The organism is Flammeovirga sp. MY04 (assembly GCF_001682195.2).
Lineage (GTDB): Bacteria > Bacteroidota > Bacteroidia > Cytophagales > Flammeovirgaceae > Flammeovirga > Flammeovirga yaeyamensis.
Genome location: NZ_CP003561.2, coordinates 139386 through 158193, shown reverse-complemented (window position 1 = coordinate 158193; position 18808 = coordinate 139386). Strand labels below are relative to the sequence as shown.

Genomic DNA, 18808 nt, shown 5'->3' with positions numbered 1-18808 from the left:
GCCTCTTCTACCAAACTGGGTAAATAAAAAGCTCAGGTTACTAATTCAATTTTTAAACAATCGCAATGATGAAAAAACTACATCTATTAGCAATCTTACTTCTGCTAAGTGCTGTTGGACTTCAGGTAAAGGCACAACAAATGCCTGGGGTCATGTCTTTCAATCAGAAAGGAGAAGCACAAGGTTACATCCGAGTGAAATTTAAACCTCAGGTGCAGACCACATTACAAATTGCTCCAATGAACGCCTTAGGAGTAAGTAAATTGGGTATTGCCGACTTCGATGCCGTGGCACAACAATACCATGCACACAACATGAAAAGGGTCTTTCCTTTTGATGCTCGATTTGAACACAAACTTCAGAGACACGGACTTCATTTATGGTACGATGTGGAAGTCGATGCCAACGTTTCTCCACAGCAAGTGGTAGAAAGTTTTAAGCATGTGGCCGATGTAGAATTGGCCGAGGTGCGTTTAGAAAAACACATTGTAGGAAAAGGAAGTGCTACAGTAGTTCAACCGGAAGCATTTAATGAAGAAGGTCCAACTACCAATGATCCACTTTTCAATCAGCAGTGGCATTACCATAACACTGGCGATAGAAGTGGTTGGTTACCGGAAAGTAGTATCCAACTTTTGGAAGCTTGGAAAATCACTCAAGGTACAAGCAATGTAATTGTATCCGTACATGATGAAGGTGTAGATACTGACCATGAAGATCTTCGTCCAAACCTTTGGATAAACGAAGCAGAAATGAACGGAGAAGCTGGTGTTGACGATGATGGCAATGGTTATGTAGACGATTACTATGGCTATAACTTTGCTTTCGATCGTGGGGAATTAGATCCTCAGGAACACGGAACACACGTAGCGGGAACAATTGGTGCGGTAACCAATAACGGAAAAGGTGTAGCAGGTATTGCAGGTGGTACAGGTAATGGAGATGGTGTACGTATTATGCCGCTTCAGATTATCGGTGGACCGAACAACAATACTGCGGCATCATTTATTTATGCAGCGAATAACGGTGCAGTTATTTCTCAAAACTCTTGGGGATATACACAAGCAGGTGCCTATGAACAAGCTGTTTTAGATGCCATCGATTACTTCATCGAAGAAGCTGGCGATTATGAAGGTGCTCCTATGAAAGGCGGTATTGTGATCTTTGCTTCAGGTAATAGCGACATCGATGCACAAATGTACCCTGGTTACTACAACAAAGTGATGGCTGTGGCAGCAACGGGTCCATCAAAGAAAAAAGCATACTACTCTAACTACGGGGAGTGGATCGATATTACTGCTCCTGGTGGAGATCTAACGTATGGCAATCAAGATGCTGTATTATCTACTTTACCCAACAATCAATACGGATTCTTACAAGGTACATCAATGGCTTGCCCTCATGTATCGGGTACGGCTGCTTTGATCCTTTCAGCAATGGGTGGCGATCATATGACTCCTGATATTCTTTGGAATCAGTTAGTCGCTTCTAGTAGAAATATTGATGATGATAACTTTGGTTTCACTGGAAAATTAGGTGCAGGATTGTTAGACGCTGGATTAGCGGTGATCGAAAATCAAGGTGATGCTCCAAATGCAATTACCGACTTGATGATCACTGGTGCTTCAAATAATTTTGTGCGTCTGTCATGGACAGTACCAACTGATGAAGACGATGGTGCTCCTTCTAAATTTGAAATCTTATATAACGAGGGAGAAGCAGTAACCGAGTCAGCTACAAGTATGATCGTATTTTCTGATAGTGCTGCTAACACTACATACGAATATGAGTTATATGGTTTAGAAGACGAAACCACTTATGCCTTTACTGTCATTGCTTACGACCGTTGGGGCAATACTTCTGAGGTGAGTAATCAAATAGTCGGGACGACCAATTTAGGTCCCGAAATCGAAACGACTGCTTCATGGACGACTATCAATGTCTATGCCGATGAAAGCATGACAGCAACACATCAACATATCATCAAAAACAATGCGGATGGTATTTTGAAGTGGAAGGGTAAAGTGAGAAATACTTATCAATATAAATCTTCTTCATACAGTGTTCCTACAGTGGGTACAGTGCAAAGCACTCCTCGAAATATGGCATTTGATAAACAAGAAAAGTTAGAGGTATATTCTACAAAAGAAGATCCATCTGTTTTACAACCATATGAGAACAAATACAAAGAATATGTCAGCAGTATTTATGCATCTATGGTCGTAGGTGAGGAGGATTTAAGCCTATCTAACTCTACTGCATCTGCTTTTATCATCACAGAAGAGGAAGGTTTTAACTTAACCGAAGTAGAAGTTTATTTAGGTGATATCACCACTGGAGAAGCAGTTGTTGAAGTTTACAGAGGACCAATACTTTCTCAAGCAGAAAAAGTATTATCTAAAGGAATTGATAGTAAAAGTCAAGGGTTAAAAAGAGTACAAGCAGAAGGAAACGAGCACATTTTCTTCCCTCAAGGTGAAGTAATGTGGATTGTCACAAAAGTACCTGCAGGCAACCAATACCCAATTGGTATCAATAACTCTAACGAAATTGAGGATTCAGAGTTCTATCAATGGATGTCGTTTGATGATGGAAAGACCTGGCAGCCTATCAACTCTACGTTTGGTTTTGGTGGATACTCTTTCTGTGTAGCCGGTGTGAGTAAAGATCCCCATTACGGAAACTTTATTACAATGAGTCCTGAAAGTGGAGAGATCAATGGTGTGGGTGAGCAAGAAATCACCTTTACTGTGGATATTAGCAAAATGCCTGGTGGATATGTGAATATGAATGCGATTTTCGAATCAAACGATACTCAAAATCCAGAAGTAAGATCGCCTTATCAAGTATATGCTTACAACCACGAATCGAATATCATTACACCTAATATTGTTGAAGTAGGTGGCGTACAAATCGGTTATGAAAAAGACTTTATCGTGGCCTTACATAACTTTGGTTACGGTGGAGAAAGTGGAATTTATGTTGATTTGACTACCTTAGAAGGAACCAACTTCAGCATGCCTTCTGCTCAAAGCTGGGACATTTCTTCAGGTAGAAAATGGTTTGGTTCTCTTAACCCTCGTGCAACTGTTGATCTTGAATTAAGATATACTCCAACGGTGGGTGGAAATGATAATGCAGTGGTTCGTTTATACAATTCTAGTGGATGGGAACACACATTTGCCGTGACAGGTTTCGGTATAGAACCATCAGAAATTGATGTTGCCCCTGAGCAAATCACTTACACGCATACGATTGGAGAGTCGGGTAATGGATCTGTAACGATCTCGAACGCAGGTAACTTCCCATTGGAATTTATCATTCCTAAATACAGTTCAGAAACTTCAGATAACGATCATCAATTTGGTTATTCTTGGGAAAGAATCGATACGGATGCTCCAGAAACGGAAGACTGGAAGTGGGACGAATTAGTGGGCGCAGAAGATGTAATTGATTATACGCCAGAATTTAAAGCCAACCCTTTCCTCGATTTCGTTAAAGTAGACTTAGGCTTCCAATTCCCATTCTATGACACCCTACTTACTGAAATGTATTTATCGCATGTAGGTATGATTGCTGTGGATGAAAAAGATCCAGTAAACGGATCATTCGGTAGTCTTTTGGGTAGATCATTTACTTCCAACGGATACATCGCTTTCTTATACGAATACATGGATTGGGGCTTAAACTCTAAAATCCTTTATAAGAAATTTGATGATCGCGTGGTTGCTCAGTACGAGCAAATGTTACCAAAACAAGCCAATGGCCGATCGGATATTCCAATGACTTTCCAAGTAGCATTGTACTACAACGGTAACATCGAAATGCGATACAAAGATATGGGTTGGGGAAATGCTACCGCAACAGATCCATTTGTGGGTATTGAAAGTCCAGACAAACAAGATGGTTTCTACATCTACGAGTTTATCAGAAAACCAGAGAAATTGTTTGAAGATGATTACACTGAAGTAATGGTGAAAGTAAACCACCCTGGTCCGAACATCATTCATAACCTATCGAAAACAGAAGGTTTGGTTCCTGTGGGTAGTAGCGTTGAGATCACTTATGATGTGCAAACTGACAATTTAGTAGAAGGATTAAATACCCAAAATATTGCCATCATTTCTAACGATCCAATCGAACCTATTAGTCACTTTACAGTCAATGTAGATATAATTGATGGTGGAGTTTCTAATATTGAAACATCATCAAAAGAAGTCAACCTAGGTTCAATTTACAGAACTGCAGATGTGGTGCATAACATCAATTTCGTGAACAACGGAAGTGCTTTGATTGATTTCACAAGTACAGTCATTGATGGAGGAATCGATAGTAAATTCAGTGTGGATAAATCGGTTTTCCAATTGCTTCCAAGATTGGGTACTACTGTTAAAGTAGCCCTTGACACAGAAGATGTAGGTACCTATTCTGAGGTCATTACTTTTAACGATGCCGATGGTGGAACACATGTTTTCAACATCACTGCAACAATAATCGACGAGCCTCAGATCGAATTGGATACCACTCCAATGGACATCACTCTGGCTGCTGGAGAGAAAACGACAGTAAATGTAACGGTAAGTAATGCCAATGGAAAAGCCGACTTAGAAGTTTTACCAAACGGTGCTGTTTGGATGTACGAAACGACTGCCGAAGCAATGGATGTTGCCCCTTTAAAGGACTTCACTTATGCTTGGAGAGACAATAAAAAGCAATTGGATGGATTAATCGATCCGAATGCCCCTGTATTCCAATGGGAAGCTATTGATGAAACTTGGGAGAAAGTAACGGTTCAAGATACTTACATGTTATGGGAACCTTATGACCTGCCTTTCACTTTTGATTTCTGGGAAGACGGTTACGATAAGATTTGGATTGGTTACAACGGTATCATGACGTTCACTGAACCAACTGTGCCATCACCTTTATTTAGTATCGAGATCCCGAATGCAGAAGAAGAACCACATAACTTCATCGCCTCACTTTGGTCGTTAACGGGAGAAGATTACTACGATGAGCATCCATTAAAAGGTATTTGGGTAAAACATGATGAAGAAAAAATCATCATCACTTACAACCGATATATCCATAACTGGGGCTTCTTAGGTGGTTACGTTTCAGCACAAACGATCTTATACAAAAACGGAACGATCAAGACGCAATACAAGACCATCGATCAGGAAGCTGTTGAAATCTTCAATAAGTACTTCACTTTAGGTTTAGAGAACAAAGACGGAACAGACGGTGTGGTGAACAACTTCTACTTGCCGTACATTACAGATGGTTTAGCGGTTGAATATACGCCTTCTAAGAAAACTGTTATCCCTGCTGGAGAGGAAAAAACATTTACGTTCACAGTAGATGCTACAGATTTATTAGGTGGTACATACAACCACTATTTATCGTTTACCAACAAAACTCCTGGTAAAGAAAACATCACTATTCCGGTAACTTTAACGGTAAATGGTAGTGCTGATTTTACTTGGCAAGAAGACGTAATTGATTTAGGTGATATTGTATACACAGAAAATATGTGGTTGCAACCTGAGTTCACTTTACACAACAACGGTACAGGAGATTTATACTTCAATAAGGAAAGTATTGTCGCTGATGCAGCCTTAAACTTAGAATTATTTACTCAAGTAATCGTTGAGGATACAGGTTTGGAAGAAGGCCCTCACCAATGGTACAATTGGGAAACGATCTTTAAATGGAAAGAAATCTGTGACGGTCCAGTCATTTGGGGTGGTTGTTTAGGTGACCTAATTACAGTTGAAGGTGAGTACCATTATTTACCTCCAATGTTGGCTCCAAAAACGGAGGTATTAGCGAGAGTCACTTTGATGCCTCAAACGGCTGGTGCTTACGAAAAGGTCATCAAGTATGTGGTAGGTGAAGAAGAAAAAATGCTAACAATAAAAGCGAACTTCTACGAGCCTGCAAAGTTTGCAATGGAGAATGTCATCGACTTACATGTTGATGCCGTAACTGCAGATCACCAAGAAACAATGGATATCACTTTCAATAATACAGAAGGAAAATCAATCTTGGATTGGGAAGTAATGATTGAGTTCATTGCTAGTGGATTTGCTCCAAAAGAAGAAATCACTGCATTTGCAACAAACTCTTCTACTAGAATTGCCTCTGTAGATGCTCCGGTAATTCCTCAAGTGTACAGTGGAATAAATGAAGCGGATTATCATCAAGTATTATCTTATGATGATCATACAAGCCCAAGTAATTCTATTGGTTTTGGAAATGCTTCATTAACGACGATCACTAAGTTTGTTGCTCCTTTAGAAGGCTTCAAATTATCTGATGTGACTACTTGGTTTACCCCTAAAGGAACAATTTCAGAAGGAGATATTATCGTTACTGTGCTTACTGGATCGATTGACAATCCTGTGGAATTAGCTTCTGAATCGTTTACAATGAACTTTACTGAAATGGAAGAGACCGGTGGGTTAGTCAACTTCGAATTAACGGAGGACATTACGTTCTTTAATGGTGATAACATTTTTGTTGGAATTACTTACCCTGAAGGTGTTGCTTACCCTCAAGGTGTTGCAAGAGTTGAGGAGCGTATTGCAGGAACTTTCTTTGTGCCAACTTCAAATGGTTGGGAGGATTTAACGGCTACCGCTCAGTTTGAAAAGTCAGCGTATATGGTACGTTTGATGTCGAAAGAAGCAATCGATGGTTCTTGGTTAAGCATCAGCGAAAGCGAAGGACAAACTGCAATGGGAGAAGAAACTACGTTGAGTTTATCATTTGATGCTACCTACAACAGAGGTAGAAAAGATGTGGCTGCGAAAGTGACGATCCTAACCAACGATCCTAACCACGAGGGGACTTCTTTCTATGCAAGTATGCATACCAACCAAGGTCCGATGTACACTACCGAAATGGATGCGTATAGCTTATTAGAAAATGATACGTTAATTATTAAAGTAGGCATGCACGACGAGGAAGGTGACGAATTCACAACGGAAGTAATGAATCTTGGCGGCATGGGAACTACTTCTATTGAGGGTGATACTTTAACGATCACACTAACGCCTAACTTCGATATGTCGGGTAACTATGAGTTGATTGTAAAAGGTGAAGATGCACACGGTGCAGAATCTGAGAAATCTATTGCATTAGAAGTAATTGATGTAAATAGAGCGCCAATTGCCTTCGATATGGAAGCAATGGAATTAGCCACTGGTGAGGTGTATTACATCGATCCATCAGCGCTTTTCATGGATGAAGACGGTGATGAGTTGACTTATCAAGTAGCCGACAACGGAAACGGTGTTTTGATTGCTGGATTGGCCGATGGTCAGTTTGTAATTTCATCACTTAAAGAAGGAGTATCTGATGTGGCTTTCATGGCAACAGATCCATCGGGCTTATCTGCAATAATTACTGTGGATGTAACGGTGGGTAACTCAGACGATATCACTTCTATCGATCCAAGTGAAGCAAACAATGGTTTACAAGTGTACCCTAACCCGGTAAACACGAATACAACATTTGAGTGGGAAATGCCTCAAAATGGTGTAGTAACGGTTGTTTTACATAATCTTCAAGGTCAACAAATCGATCTTGTTGAATTGGGTCAGCTATCTTCCGGACATCAAAAAATGGATTATGATGCTGAGCAATTGCCAAGAGGTGTGTACATCTACTCATTAATTATTAATGGGGAATTGACATCCTTTGGTAAGATCATCAAGCAATAAATTATTGGTTCTTATCTGAATAGAGTAACGTCACTTCCTTCGGGGAGTGGCGTTTTTTTATACTTTCTGATAATCTCATCAGCTATCAAACCTACGGCTGTAGGGTTCCAATGTGTATCGTCTAAATGATACAAAAGGTCGGAATGTGTTGCCCTATAATTATTAAAAATCTGTAAGGTATTGATGGTTTCCACTTGCTCTTTTTGTAAAGCAGTATCCAATCTTAATAAAAAATCTGGCTGATGATCGAAGGGAACATAATCATAATAAACGGATTCTTTATTGCAGTTGGGATAGAAAATAAATCGTACGCCTATCGACTCAAAATACTTTTTATAGGTTTTGATCTTTTGGACAACATCAGGCACTTTTTTATCATAAGGCTGATTTTTACCATTTAAGAAAAACATATTTGATCCTTCAATACCTTTTACTCCTCTCCCCTTTTCTTCCTTTATTCTTGCCCTCATCCAATCCAAAGAATAGAGTCGAGTGGCTTTATCAAGAAATACGTTTAGGCTGTACTGACTACACCACCATTTGATTTTGTCTTTTAATAAGGTGTTTTCTGTAGGCATCAAAAGAGGATAAAAACGATGCCTTTCTACCTGAGAATAAATCATCACTTTAGGCGGTTTTATCAACCCTAAATTCATCAAACGGATAAACTCTACAATTGAACTTGGTCCCATACTATACACCGAAATCGTACTATCTGACTTGGTAATAATCTGATTCCCGAGTGTTTCTTCTTGACTTAACCCAACACCTTGAATATAAGAATCACCAATCAAGATAATATCAGCCTGCTCTATGAATTGATTGTTTCTAAAACCTAATTTATCCGTTTTCCAATCTTCTTTTTTAACAATAGCATTTGAAGTGTGATGACATAAATCGCCTTCTGCTGTCCCCTTAGAATCTATATTAGGATAATTACTGGTCAAATGAGGAATTCTCAGACGACTTTTAAATTGTAATCCTTCAGCGTGTCGAAAAGTATAAGTTGTTGCAGGTAGAACTCCTTCAATAAAACAGTAAACCAAAAAAGGAATTAAAAAGTAATAGGTGATTCGTTTTAAGAATTTGTTTAATTGAGGCACTACAGAAATTAAAAACTTATTTTGACTGATTTTTTAATAATTGCAACACACCCTCTGCGTTGGCTTTATTAAATTTAGCAAAATCATTGACAGTTTTTCCATCATCCGACTTATCTTTTACATTTGCTCCGTTTTCTACTAAATATTCTACCGATTCAAGGCAGCCTTCTCTTGCTGCATGCATTAAGGTTGTGGTACCAGAATATCCTTTAGGATTTAGTTCTGCTCCCGATTGATGCAATAATTGCATGATTTCTGGAAAGAGAACAGCTCTGTAAATTAGATAGAAATTACTATTTGTACTCGCGTTTGGATCTATTCCATTGTCTAAGAAAAGTTGTACTATATCGATATATCCATTTTGAACAGCTACAAATACCAAATCAATTAGACTTTTTTCTTTTAATAAATTAGTTTCTTCTATATAAAATTTCACTAAAGGATAATTGTTTGTGGTCACCGCTTCTTTATAGGCCCATAAACTTATTTTCTTTGAAGCTTTGTATTCGCTTTTTACTTTATTGAGTTTCTCCGTTAAAATGGCTGACTCTTGATATCGAATAGCAATTTTACAAGGTGCTACTGGCTCGTTACCAAAAGATGTTTGTTGAATACAGAAAGCACTATAGCTGAATAATAAAATGGTGTAGATAAATAATAATATTCTTTTCATGACATAAAAAATGGTTAGTGAAAATTGGTAAAATATGCTGGTTTATAGAGTACTACAAGAGCTTGTAGTTAACCTACTTGATTACAGTTTTCCTATTATTTTCAATTTTAGAGAGTGTAGTAAATTCGTTTATCATCCAAAAAAAGTAGTATCAAAAAAGTGTTCTATTATAGAGTTCTTAATTGACATTAAATGTTGCTTTTACACTTCAATTTATAACTTTTATAATTGGTTGTCAAATTTTCTGAACACAGATATTTAAACTCGTCTATTTTTTTTGCAACGGGTTGAAATACAACAAAAACAAAGAATTTCATAATACATTCTAGATTACATTGTGTACCCCTTCCCAATAAAACACAACTCTCTGTAGTTCAATACAATATTGTTATATCTTCAATAAATACCAGGAACTATTTTTTAATATTAATAACGAGTTTATACGAAATAAAAAAGGTTTTAATAAATGTTAATTACATAAAAGATAAATTAGTCTTTTATTATATTTGAAGTATCAATCAATTAATAAAATAGAATATGAACACTACACATATACACGAAGTGATTTTCCTAGTTCAGGACAACGAAGGAGTTTTCACACCAGAAACATTGGTTACAGCTATTGCAGAAAAATGGGGTGATGATGTTGGTTTTATGTCGTGTTCTGGTGTTCCCACACCAAAAGAAGAAGCTTTACAGTTTATTTTAGACCGTAATAAGGTAGTGGTAAATACCGAAGGAAAAATTGAGATTCACCCAAGCATGAAAATGTGTGATTCTCATTTAAGATAAGATTTTACGTATAGATGAAATATAATAAGAGGCTCAACAGTTGTTGGGTCTTTTTTTTGATGTGTACTTCGAGGGTTAAAAATCCATCGCACGTGAACCGTTTGATTCGTTTGATTAAATTTTGATTTTTTTCTAGTTGTTCATCCCTCGAGGGGTTGAAACCCCTCGTTAAGGAAAGTGATTGTACTTATTTCTTAATAGCTAAAGAAATCTTTCATGATTATAGAATTGCGATGGTTAAAAAAAGAGATTTAAATCTCTTTTTTAGAATATGATATAAACTCATTTTTTTAAAAGAGTAGAATTCATCATAATAATTGAATTGAAATAATTTACTTAACGATGGGTTTCAACCCATCGCTCGCGAACTCTTTGATAATCAATAAAAATGATCCCAATAAAATCAAAACAAAATATTCGTATCTAAAAAACCACTGAATGAACCTTTAATTACTTTATTCGAAGAAGTCATAACTTCAAATTCAAGAACTGTATTTTCAGATTGGTGTGATACCTTTAAAGTTCCACTTTTGATAATAATAATTTCGTTCTCTTCCATATCTTCAATATTGACATTCAGGCCAGCTGCCGCCCCATAAATTGAAAACGGTTTATCTTCCTCTGAAAATTCGTAGATACCATCTTCAAGTTCTAATAATTTTGAACTTGCGAGATTAAAGAATACTACATCTCCTTTTCCATCAAATTCATAAGTATCAGAATTGAAAACGATACTTTCAGAAACTAGGAAAACCTCTAAATCAAAAAGATTCTCTGAGATCATGTCAAATGGAAATAAGTACCCCTTACTTAATGAATAAGTATTCCCATCATAGGCAAATTGATTGAGGATTATTTGCTGCTCTTTTTCATCATTGGTTTTACAAGAATTTAAAATCAAGATTGAAGATAAAAAGAGAAGAGAAAAAATTGTTCTTTTAAGCATAGCTCTATTGTTTGTTTGAAATTTGATATTAGTTTTCAGAATTAAAAAATGTAATATAAAATTAATAAAACTACTTGGATTTATCAATTGAGAAATAAGATTGCGGTAAATTTAATTTCCATAAAACCATTGAGGTTCACAGATATTCCCCCATAACTTTGCCTCTTCTTCGATATCAATTGACCACTCAATATGCTGTATGGATACTTGTATTTCTGAAATATTTCCTATCAATAAAAATATAAATAAAGAGGTCAAAACTATTTTATAGAGTTTAATCAATGTTTTCCTTTTTCTGATGAAATAAACAATGATTTGATGAATTGAAAAGAAAAAGAAACTCCATACAAGTGTATTCCCTAGAAGTCCCAAAATGTAATAATCATAAGCCATTGAAGTAGCTAGTGATGTTGACTTGTAAATAAACGGAGAAGCGTAGAAGTCTGGGAATATTTCTGTTCCTGTGCATTCGTATTTAATGCCTACTGAGTTTAATGGGAATAATAGGGTGGATAAGGAGAATACTAGTATAGGTAGGGTAGTTTTTAAAAGCTTCTTCATTATATTATTTTTAAGTTATCTGTATTTTAATAATCTAAATCGTTTACCCCTCACTCTTCTTAATCTCAAACTCCTCCAAATTTTCAATCTTCGGGTTCAATAAATCAGTCACCAAACTATGGTCTTCTGTATACACTCCATTGATTGCCATGGTATAAACACATTTACCTTTACGAATGATATAGTACATCCCAATGATTTCATCTTCAACTGTTCGGTAAGCATAAAATGATTCATCTCCGGGTAATTCAATAGTTGTAATTTCTTTTGATTCTTGTTCGTAGGCTTTCCCAATTAAATTAATAGCCCCTTTACCCATTAAAAATAATTGCCTAGCATCTTTTTCTGATACTTCTTTTTCTATGGTGATTGAATAATAAAGAGGATCGTATTCTTCTGTTTCCAATAATTCATAAGTATACTCTAAGCCAGTGGATCCATCAAAATATCTAGTTGTGCTTGTTGTTTCATATTTCCCTGAAAGATCTACTTTTAAATCATAATATTCTGCAACTGTTTGTATTGTAGTCACAATTGGGTAGTCGTTTACATCTACATTATTATTTGTTTTGCATGAAATAGAAATTATTGCCAGTAAGTATAATAGAGTTTTTTTCATGATGAGGTGTTTGCTCTGTTTAATTTTAAATCTAAATATAAAAGGTTTATTAAAACATGTAACTAAATTAAGGAATTGTTTTATGTTTCAAAAACACGATTTTAGACCATTACTTCTGATGCTAAAAAAATACTCTGCAATTACGATTTAAAAGATATTTACCTGACTAAATTCAATTTAAAATAGAAACTTACCTATCTTTATCACCTAGTTAACAAACAACAAAGAAATGAAATTAGTTACCTTCTTATCCTTCTATTTTTTAATAGTAAGTCAATTGTGTGCACAACATCTCGTTCCACTTTGGGAAGAGGACAAAATACCAAATTATACGGCTACAGATGACAAAGAGTACATTGCTCCAAATAGGGACTTCAACTTTACAATGAACATTCAAAAACCTGAAATGGAAATTATGTTGCCATCCAAAAGAAGCAGTAATGGAAAAGCTGTGCTCATTTTGCCAGGTGGTGGATATGCAGGTGTTTCCTATGATTGGGAAGGAACAGAGGTTGGTCAATGGCTGAACAGTAACGGGATTGCTGCTTTTGTTTTAAAGTACAGAATGCCTCAGGCTGCTTCGGTGAAAACTTCTTATAAAGCGCCTATCCAAGATGCACAAAGAGCCATGCGTTACATCCGTGCTCATGCTGAGGAATTTAATATCGATAAAGATAAAATTGGGGTGATGGGCTTTTCTGCTGGCGGACATTTAGCCTCTACTCTAGCTACACATCAAGAAGCTTATTATACATCAAATGATAAGGTGGATGAGGAAGCGTTCCAACCTAATTTTTTGATGTTGCTTTATCCTGTAATCAGTATGCAAAAAGGGGTAACTCATCAAGGGTCAAAAAATAAATTACTGGGAAAATCACCAGATAAAAAGTTAGTCGATCAGTTCTCTAATGAACTTCAAGTAAGTGATAAAACACCGACTACTTTTATTGTTCATTCTGGAGATGACGGAGCGGTACCTGTTGAGAATTCCATTCGTTTTTATCAGGCATTGGTTAAACATAAAGTAATGGCAGACATGCATTTGTACCCCGAAGGTGGTCATGGCTACGGTATGGGTATTGCTAATAAAAATGCTCCAAAATGGAAGGGATTAGCAGAGTTATGGTTGAGTGAATTAAAGTAATTATTCATTACCGAATAATTGTTTCAACATCTCAAACAATTCCTCTTGTTTCTTATGGGCAATCAGATAATAATCTCTTGTAGGGTATTTATCTGATTCCCAAATTAATTGAAGTGATTGATCTTTGATATACGATTTTGCATTTTCTTTTAATACCACTGCAACTCCTTCAATTTTCGTTAATTCCTCTAGCATAAAATACTCGTTTGGAATGATGTAGTTGGTAAATATTTTTGGCCGACGTTTATGAAAACAATGCAACCAAAACTTTTTGATAAAAGGGTTGGCCGCCATATGAGAAAACCAAACCTGATGCTCTAACCAATTTTGAATACCCAATTCATCATTGTTCTTAATGAACAAATCTAATTCAGTACGATCCAAATTAGGATGACCAACAATTACCAATTTAGAACTTGCAATTTTGTGTGTAAGGACATCAAAAGTAGGATTATCTCCCCTAATTATTCCGGCATCTACTTGTTGTTGGTTGACTAAATCAAAAAGCTTCTTATTGTCGTTTTCAAAATGGACAGTTAGGTATTTAAATGAAGTGAGAATTTTATCAGAAACAAATGACTTATAAAGATCCTCACTAATTCCAAAAGTATAATCCCTTTCTTCCTTTTTTACTGATTTACTATAACTAGATTCCACTTTTTCGAGTGTATCTAAGGACTCTATGATGAGGTTATTTAGAAACTTTGCATGATCAGTCGGTTCTACCCCTTTTGATTTTCGAGTAAACAATTTGTGCCCAACTGCTGCCTCCAACATATTCATTTGATTACTCACCGCAGGCTGTGTAAGGAATAATTCTTCTGCTGCTTTCGAATAACTATGAAGCTTATATACCGCTTTAAAAGTTCTGTACCACTCTAGATTAATCATACTGATATTAATATTTTTATATCATAACCAAAATTAAACTATTTCATTTTATATCACAAGCCCAATACATTTGTATCATCATCATTCAAACATAAATCAAAAACACTATGAAAAGAATAGCATTAATCACAGGCGCAAACAAAGGTTTAGGATTCGAAACAGCGCGTCAACTTGGAGCAAAAGGAATCAAAGTATTAATGGCTTCAAGAGATAAAGTCAAAGGACAAGAAGCCGTTGATCAACTGAAAAGTGAAGGATTGGATGTCGAATTACTTCAGTTGGAAGCAACCAACGAGGATCATATTTTAGGTGTCAAAGATTTCATTGCAACAGAATATGGAAAGCTTGATATTCTAGTGAATAATGCTGGGATTATTCACCCTGATGAACCTCTCGGTACCAATACATCTGAAAGCATCTCACCTACTACTCTAGTTGAAACTTTTGATGTCAACTTTTTCAGTATCGTAAAACTAACTCAAGAATTACTTTCGCTTTTGAAAAAGAGTGATGCCGGTAGGATTGTAAACCTATCAAGTATTTTGGGTTCAAATACGGTACAAAGCGATGTGGAATCTCCTTATTATACGGTAAAACCATTTGCATATGATGCCTCAAAAGCAGCTTTAAATGCCTTTACAGTACACCTTGCGGCTTCTTTAGAAGGAACAAATGTAAAGGTAAATTCAGCACATCCGGGTTGGGTTAAAACTGATTTGGGAACGGAAAATGCCCCAATGGAAATTGTAGATGGAGCCAAGACTTCAGTGAGTCTTTCTTTAGAAGAAGAAACTGATTTTAATGGCAAGTTTATGCATTTGGGAGAGGAAGTGGCTTGGTAATAAATAGCATTTTCTAAAAATGAAGAGTGTCAAATTTTAGCTGATGTTGAATTTGACACTCTTTTTATATGATCATCAATTATAGTAATATTCTATGAACCACCTCTTTCAAAGCAGGCAGAACATCACTTTTAAACCACGGATTCTTCGCTTGCCAAATATTATTTCTTGGCGATGGATGAGGTAAAACAAAGTGATGAGGTAAATATTCATGAAACTGTTTTACCGTTTCGGTGAGAGTTTTCTTTGTTTGATTCTGAAGATAATAATCTTGAGCATACTTGCCAATAAGTAAAGTTAACTCGACTTCCTTCATGTTATCTAAGAGTAATTGATGCCATTTTGGAGCACACTCTTTTCTGGGAGGCTTATCTCCTGTTTTGGCTTTGCCCGGATAACAAAATCCCATGGGAATAATGGCAATTTTACTGACATCATAAAATGTGTCGGCATCAATGCCCATCCAATTTCTCAGGTTCTCTCCACTTTGATCGTCCCAAGGCACACCACTTTTGTGCACTTTTGTCCCTGGTGCCTGACCAATAATTACTATTTTACTTGTTGCACTTGCTTCCACTACGGGACGAGCCCCAAGATCCAAATGAGGGGCACACAATGTACATTTAGAGATGTCTTCTAAGAGTTTTTTCAAAGTGATATTTAAGCATGCATTTCGATCATCACATTCTTTTTATGTGCTCTCAGTTTTTTAATCGCCCAATCGTAATGACTTGAAGTAGCCGATACACAATAGCTTCCAAGAGTCGTAGTGCCTGTCCAATCGAAATATTTTTTGGTAAACAACTGTTTATCTGTAAATTCCTCTATCAATTCCATTACAGCATTATGACTCAATTTAAGCATTTCTTTGGCACTTTCTAATTTAGTCTCTTGATGTCTACACCAAAATTCCTGATTTAACTCTCCGTAAGTTTTCCAATTATAAGGGTGCGGCAAGAAAGGCATTTCCTCCCCTTCGGAATTCGAATTGATCCAATTTAATAGTAATTCATGCCACTCGAACAAGTGCACCAATACATCTCTAAGGTTTTTATCGCGTGTCCAATGGGCTTCTTTTTTCTTAGGGTCATTAGAAAAATCAAATGGAATTTCCATAATCTCTTGAGGAATCGAATCAATTACTTCCCAAAGTTTATCGAATTTTACTGCTGCTGTTTCTATTAATTCAATTTTTGTTGTTGGTCGTGCCATGACATTTAGATCATTTTTCTGGAGTAGGTCACCTGATTATTTATAGTAAGTATCTATTTTCAATTCATATTTAGGTCATAAACAAATCAGGTCATAATATTACAATCCCAAGTAGGGGAATAATGCAGGGTAAAAAAATGACGATCATTCTCAAAAAATGGTGTTGTTGGTTTAGAGGGGTATCAAAATAGAAACAAAAAATCCGTACAAAATAATGCCGGTATTTATACCCCAGGATAAATCATAGGGCTTGGAATAATTAGATTCCTAAAGTCTTTAGGAATTTTGATGTGTACTTCTACTCAAACTTTATACTTTTTCAAAAAGTAAAATGTATGGAATGTGATATTGAAAACACATGAAAGTTGTGAAAATAGTGATGATAAACACTAAAAACTGTACACAAAAAGTTTTTACAAAAATTAGTTTCTCAGTATATTAGACATTTATTAAAGCAATCTTTCTCTTCGAGATAAGTATTATGTCAAACTAGCTAAATTGACTCTTTAACTCTATTAAAGTACAATTTTTTTATTATGGTCGTATGGTCAGGAAAAGGCATTTTAGCCATCCTAGTATTAGTAGCCTCTTTTATTTTTAGTGCATTTGTTTTACCAGATTTAAAAGCAGATTTAGGTTTTGGTATTACGTTTATGATTACCGCACTTTTCTGTTGGTTCATGGGTAAAAGATGGAATGAACAAGAAGCTCAATCTTTTATTGATAAGACTTCTGGAAAAGAAGTTGTCATTAAACCCAATCACACTCTTTTTTGGATTAATATTCAGTATTGGGGGCCAATATTTGCAGTGTTGTCCATCTATTTTCTTTTTCAAAAATACATTTAGGCTAACAAAAAATCATCAGGAGTCCGAGTCCCAGACTCAAGTCTGGGGCTGGTGATAATTAGATTTTTAAGACTAAAGTCTTTAAAAAATTTTGACGTGGAAAATACTCGTCCAAACCTGTCAAGATTTAATTCTTGACAGGTTTAATTATCACGAGCCTAGGACTTGAGTTCTAGAGATCTGTGAACATATTGCAGATCTTTAAAAGTGAATAAAGCTATCACGAATTAGTTCAAAATTCTCCCCAACCTTTTCTCCTCAAAATAACTCCCTATATTATCCATTACTTTCTGATTAGAGACATATTTGGTAAATGAATGTGTTTTCAAATTGAATTTCCATATGGTAGGATAAGTTTCTTCATCAACCTGATTTTCGGAAACACCTAAAATGTCAATAGTATATTCATTTTCCCAAACTGCTTCTTGAGGATTACATGAAGTTCCACACATCATCAGTTCAAAAGCAAATGTATCAGCCTCTGATACTTTTACCAAATAGACTTTGATATCTACTTCTCTTCCGAAATATTCTAATTTATTATTTTCTCCTTCTGCTATTTCTAAACCATAACTATCCATATCAATATAGTAATTTGAGTCTGGAGAATACATAAACGATGAAGCAAACATCTCTTTTTGATCTTCGAATAAACCGTATCTAACTTTTGATATTGGGTAATTAATTTTTTCTCCCTCTACATCAAATACTTTTGGTGAAATATGATGAAAGTTTAGCCATCTATCTTTAGCATCAATTTCATCAGTAGATTTTTCTCGTGATCACATGAAGAAAATAGACATGAAAGAGAAAGTGCAAGAGTGATAGAATATTTTATCATAGATTGTATGAAAGTTTAGTTATTGATTTTAAATCTATAAACAAAAATAACCCCAAACCGAAGTCTGAGGTTAGTAATAATTAGTAAGATAAGCATCATCAGTTTATTTTGATAATAATATCTTGGCCAGTTTTAGTAATTACCACATAGTAATTATTTTAATGTTGAAATTTTTACTGACCATAACTTTTGCATAAAAGCTGTATTGGTCAACATCAGTCTTTGATTCTCTTCTGTAATGATGGTGGTAAAGAATAACCCTATACCTGTGATTGCTCCGTGGATACCTTCACCTTCATAGATTCGAATTTGATCACCAATTTTTAATGGGCTTGTTAAGAATATAATTACTCCTGCTGTAATGTTGGATTGATGTGACCATTGAGCAAAGAATGCAACGCCTATAATTGTAAAGATAGAGGTCAAATAGATACCTAAATCTTCCGAATTAACTTCCCAAACTCCTAAATGGAATAGAATTGTTCGATAGGTTTTACCAAAACAATATTGATTTCCCAGTATGGCTTAGCGGTGTGAAACGTTTATCTCATTATAGAAAACTTGATTATGAGAACGCTTTAGTTGAGGCAAATAGTTATCATGTTCCTT

The 18808-nt window shown here is 35.8% G+C and carries 15 protein-coding genes; 5 read left to right on the top strand and 10 right to left on the bottom strand.

Going from position 1 to position 18808, the window contains the following annotated elements:
• Positions 1 to 65 precede the first annotated feature (65 nt).
• On the top strand, positions 66 to 7727 hold the full coding sequence (locus MY04_RS20810) for a S8 family serine peptidase (protein ID WP_066213769.1): 7662 nt from the start codon (positions 66 to 68) through the stop codon (positions 7725 to 7727).
• Between the two features lie 11 nt (positions 7728 to 7738).
• Here the strand turns inward: MY04_RS20810 and MY04_RS20805 are convergent, their stop codons facing one another.
• On the bottom strand, positions 7739 to 8830 hold the full coding sequence (locus MY04_RS20805) for a hypothetical protein (protein ID WP_066213766.1): 1092 nt from the start codon (positions 8828 to 8830) through the stop codon (positions 7739 to 7741).
• A gap of 16 nt (positions 8831 to 8846) precedes the next feature.
• A complete protein-coding gene (locus MY04_RS20800; protein WP_066213763.1) occupies positions 8847 to 9503 on the bottom strand; it encodes an ankyrin repeat domain-containing protein in 657 nt (218 codons plus the stop codon).
• Between the two features lie 537 nt (positions 9504 to 10040).
• Between MY04_RS20800 and MY04_RS20795 the strand changes: the two genes are divergently transcribed.
• The gene (locus MY04_RS20795) at positions 10041 to 10295 is read left to right on the top strand and encodes a DUF2492 family protein (protein WP_066213760.1); all 255 of its coding nucleotides are present in this window, start codon (positions 10041 to 10043) and stop codon (positions 10293 to 10295) included.
• A gap of 403 nt (positions 10296 to 10698) precedes the next feature.
• On the opposite strand, the gene MY04_RS20790 is transcribed toward MY04_RS20795, so the two are convergent.
• The 3 genes from MY04_RS20790 to MY04_RS20780 all read right to left on the bottom strand — a co-directional run bounded on the left by MY04_RS20790 (position 10699) and on the right by MY04_RS20780 (position 12421).
• Positions 10699 to 11241 carry a hypothetical protein gene (locus MY04_RS20790; RefSeq protein ID WP_066213758.1) on the bottom strand — a complete coding sequence of 181 codons (543 nt, stop codon included), beginning with the start codon at positions 11239 to 11241 and terminating at the stop codon, positions 10699 to 10701.
• A 111-nt stretch (positions 11242 to 11352) separates the two neighbouring features.
• Positions 11353 to 11802: a hypothetical protein gene (locus MY04_RS20785; protein ID WP_066213756.1), complete on the bottom strand. Its 450-nt coding sequence runs from the start codon at positions 11800 to 11802 to the stop codon at positions 11353 to 11355.
• Positions 11803 to 11845: 43 nt separating this feature from the next.
• Positions 11846 to 12421 (bottom strand): hypothetical protein, encoded by a 576-nt coding sequence (locus MY04_RS20780; RefSeq protein ID WP_066213753.1) that lies wholly within the window; start codon positions 12419 to 12421, stop codon positions 11846 to 11848.
• Between the two features lie 229 nt (positions 12422 to 12650).
• On the opposite strand from MY04_RS20780, the gene MY04_RS20775 reads away from it, so the two are divergent.
• The gene (locus tag MY04_RS20775; protein ID WP_066213751.1) at positions 12651 to 13565 is read left to right on the top strand and encodes an alpha/beta hydrolase; all 915 of its coding nucleotides are present in this window, start codon (positions 12651 to 12653) and stop codon (positions 13563 to 13565) included.
• On the opposite strand, the gene MY04_RS20770 is transcribed toward MY04_RS20775, so the two are convergent.
• The gene (locus tag MY04_RS20770; RefSeq protein WP_066213748.1) at positions 13566 to 14456 is read right to left on the bottom strand and encodes a LysR family transcriptional regulator; all 891 of its coding nucleotides are present in this window, start codon (positions 14454 to 14456) and stop codon (positions 13566 to 13568) included.
• A gap of 107 nt (positions 14457 to 14563) precedes the next feature.
• Here MY04_RS20770 and MY04_RS20765 point away from each other — a divergent pair, with 107 nt between their 5' ends.
• Entirely contained in the window at positions 14564 to 15298 is a 735-nt protein-coding gene (locus MY04_RS20765; protein ID WP_066213746.1) for an SDR family oxidoreductase, read from the top strand.
• Between the two features lie 79 nt (positions 15299 to 15377).
• On the opposite strand, the gene MY04_RS20760 is transcribed toward MY04_RS20765, so the two are convergent.
• Both MY04_RS20760 and MY04_RS20755 read right to left on the bottom strand, forming a co-directional pair.
• On the bottom strand, positions 15378 to 15950 hold the full coding sequence (locus MY04_RS20760) for a uracil-DNA glycosylase family protein (protein ID WP_066213745.1): 573 nt from the start codon (positions 15948 to 15950) through the stop codon (positions 15378 to 15380).
• An 8-nt stretch (positions 15951 to 15958) separates the two neighbouring features.
• Positions 15959 to 16510 carry a ClbS/DfsB family four-helix bundle protein gene (locus MY04_RS20755; protein WP_066213744.1) on the bottom strand — a complete coding sequence of 184 codons (552 nt, stop codon included), beginning with the start codon at positions 16508 to 16510 and terminating at the stop codon, positions 15959 to 15961.
• Between the two features lie 536 nt (positions 16511 to 17046).
• Between MY04_RS20755 and MY04_RS20750 the strand changes: the two genes are divergently transcribed.
• Entirely contained in the window at positions 17047 to 17358 is a 312-nt protein-coding gene (locus MY04_RS20750) for a hypothetical protein (protein ID WP_066213741.1), read from the top strand.
• Between the two features lie 227 nt (positions 17359 to 17585).
• Here the strand turns inward: MY04_RS20750 and MY04_RS20745 are convergent, their stop codons facing one another.
• Positions 17586 to 17990: a hypothetical protein gene (locus MY04_RS20745; protein ID WP_158297814.1), complete on the bottom strand. Its 405-nt coding sequence runs from the start codon at positions 17988 to 17990 to the stop codon at positions 17586 to 17588.
• Between the two features lie 362 nt (positions 17991 to 18352).
• Entirely contained in the window at positions 18353 to 18625 is a 273-nt protein-coding gene (locus tag MY04_RS20740) for a mechanosensitive ion channel domain-containing protein (RefSeq protein WP_066213734.1), read from the bottom strand.
• Positions 18626 to 18808: the final 183 nt, after the last annotated feature.

Excerpts from the sequence above, each read along its gene's own strand:
- MY04_RS20810 (WP_066213769.1), top strand. The coding sequence starts at position 66 with ATGATGAAAAAACTACATCTATTAGCAATCTTACTTCTGCTAAGTGCT.
- MY04_RS20800 (WP_066213763.1), bottom strand. The coding sequence starts at position 9,503 with ATGAAAAGAATATTATTATTTATCTACACCATTTTATTATTCAGCTAT.
- MY04_RS20795 (WP_066213760.1), top strand. The coding sequence starts at position 10,041 with ATGAACACTACACATATACACGAAGTGATTTTCCTAGTTCAGGACAAC.
- MY04_RS20790 (WP_066213758.1), bottom strand. The coding sequence starts at position 11,241 with ATGCTTAAAAGAACAATTTTTTCTCTTCTCTTTTTATCTTCAATCTTG.
- MY04_RS20785 (WP_066213756.1), bottom strand. The coding sequence starts at position 11,802 with ATGAAGAAGCTTTTAAAAACTACCCTACCTATACTAGTATTCTCCTTA.
- MY04_RS20780 (WP_066213753.1), bottom strand. The coding sequence starts at position 12,421 with ATGAAAAAAACTCTATTATACTTACTGGCAATAATTTCTATTTCATGC.
- MY04_RS20775 (WP_066213751.1), top strand. The coding sequence starts at position 12,651 with ATGAAATTAGTTACCTTCTTATCCTTCTATTTTTTAATAGTAAGTCAA.
- MY04_RS20770 (WP_066213748.1), bottom strand. The coding sequence starts at position 14,456 with ATGATTAATCTAGAGTGGTACAGAACTTTTAAAGCGGTATATAAGCTT.
- MY04_RS20765 (WP_066213746.1), top strand. The coding sequence starts at position 14,564 with ATGAAAAGAATAGCATTAATCACAGGCGCAAACAAAGGTTTAGGATTC.
- MY04_RS20755 (WP_066213744.1), bottom strand. The coding sequence starts at position 16,510 with ATGGCACGACCAACAACAAAAATTGAATTAATAGAAACAGCAGCAGTA.
- MY04_RS20750 (WP_066213741.1), top strand. The coding sequence starts at position 17,047 with ATGGTCGTATGGTCAGGAAAAGGCATTTTAGCCATCCTAGTATTAGTA.
- MY04_RS20745 (WP_158297814.1), bottom strand. The coding sequence starts at position 17,990 with ATGTTTGCTTCATCGTTTATGTATTCTCCAGACTCAAATTACTATATT.